General features: G+C 41.1%; 1 protein-coding gene. It reads left to right on the top strand.

The annotated features are described in order from the left end of the window. Window positions 1–118: 118 nt before the first annotated feature. A complete protein-coding gene (locus CDZ78_RS20235) occupies window positions 119–1,300 on the top strand; it encodes a BaiN/RdsA family NAD(P)/FAD-dependent oxidoreductase (protein WP_087871560.1) in 1,182 nt (393 codons plus the stop codon). The last annotated feature ends 252 nt before the right edge of the window (window positions 1,301–1,552 follow it).

Genomic DNA, 1,552 nt, shown 5'->3' with positions numbered 1-1,552 from the left:
CTAAGTTTCTTAGCTATTGTTGCTTTCAATGGAAACACTGATGTATATTTCAGTGTTTGAACTACCCTGATTTAAATGCCAAACTACAGATGTTTTGTTATTTTTATTCGTTATTAATATGCTTGAAGTTGATGTAATTATTATTGGTGCTGGAGCGTCTGGCTTAATGTGCGCCATAGAGGCAGGTAAGCGGCAGCGTGGAGTTCTGGTTCTGGAGCATGCCAATAAACCAGGGAAAAAGATTTTGATGTCAGGAGGTGGGCGCTGTAATTTTACTAATTACAGTGTCGAAGCCGAGCACTATCTTTCTCAGAATGCGCATTTTTGTAAATCAGCCTTAAGTCGTTATACTCAATGGGATTTTTTGGAGCTAATTCATCAAAATAATATCCCTTATCATGAGCGCGAACATGGCCAGTTATTTTGTAATGAAACTGCGCGGGATATATTGAATATATTGCTCTCGGAGTGTGATAAAGCCAGTGTGGATATCCAGTTAAATATTGCTATAAAATCTATTCAGCAGCGTGGCGCGTCAGGATTTGTAGTTAAAACTAACAAGCAAGAGATAGCCTGCCAGTCTTTAGTGATAGCTACTGGTGGGTTGTCAATTCCTAAAATGGGGGCGACCCCTTTTGCTTACAAAGTTGCTGAGCAGTTTGGTATTGCTGTGCAGTCAACCAGGGCGGGGCTGGTGCCATTTACCCTGCATGTAGAAGATAAAGAAAAATATGCTGCGCTTTCGGGTCTGGCTCTTTCTGCGATTATAAGTAATGCGCGACAAAGCTTTACTGAAAACCTACTTTTCACGCATCGTGGCTTAAGTGGGCCTGTTGCTTTGCAAATGTCTTCCTATTGGAGAGAGGGTGAAGAGCTGGAAATAAATCTATTGCCTGGTCTCGATTTACAACAGCAAATATTACAGGCGCAACAAGAAAAAAATAGGCTGAAAGTTAAAAACTACTTAGCTCAATATTTAGCCAAGCGTCTGGTATCTATTTTTTTGCAAGATGATTTGCTGGAATTATCGCTGCTGGATTTGTCGCATAAGCAAATTCGATTCATTGCCGGGCAATTTAATCACTGGAAAATCAAGCCTAATGGCACGGAAGGTTACCGTACGGCAGAAGTGACTCTGGGTGGTGTGGATTGTCATGCAATATCATCTAAAACCCTGCAGGCTAATCACGTAGATGGGCTTTACTTTGTTGGTGAGGCATTGGATGTTAGTGGGTGGTTAGGGGGCTATAATTTTCAGTGGGCATGGGCATCTGGTTGGTGCGCAGGCCAGGCTGTTTAGTATATGTAAAGTTATGTGTGCAAGGGTTTAAGCAGGTGAAATCAAAGTCTTGCTGGGATTGGAGTAAATAAACTTGAGGGTTTCGTATCAAGTAACTAGCGCGAGAGCAGGCATTCTGATAGTTAGGTGTCCATATTTTCTAAACGTTCAATAGTTAATGGATAAGCATCCTAAGGAGTCAAAAATAATTAATCTCCGAAACTAAAAAGCTGAAGTTTCCCAATTATTGAGTAGCTGAAATACACAATGCTG

The organism is Bathymodiolus platifrons methanotrophic gill symbiont, from assembly GCF_002189065.1.
Lineage (GTDB): Bacteria > Pseudomonadota > Gammaproteobacteria > Methylococcales > Methylomonadaceae > Methyloprofundus.
Note: the sequence above shows the minus strand (reverse complement) of the source record. Positions and strands in the feature narration are given on the sequence as shown.

What these genes read in the sequence shown, in the direction of transcription:
- CDZ78_RS20235 (WP_087871560.1), top strand. Translation starts at nt 119, where the DNA reads ATGCTTGAAGTTGATGTAATTATTATTGGTGCTGGAGCGTCTGGCTTA.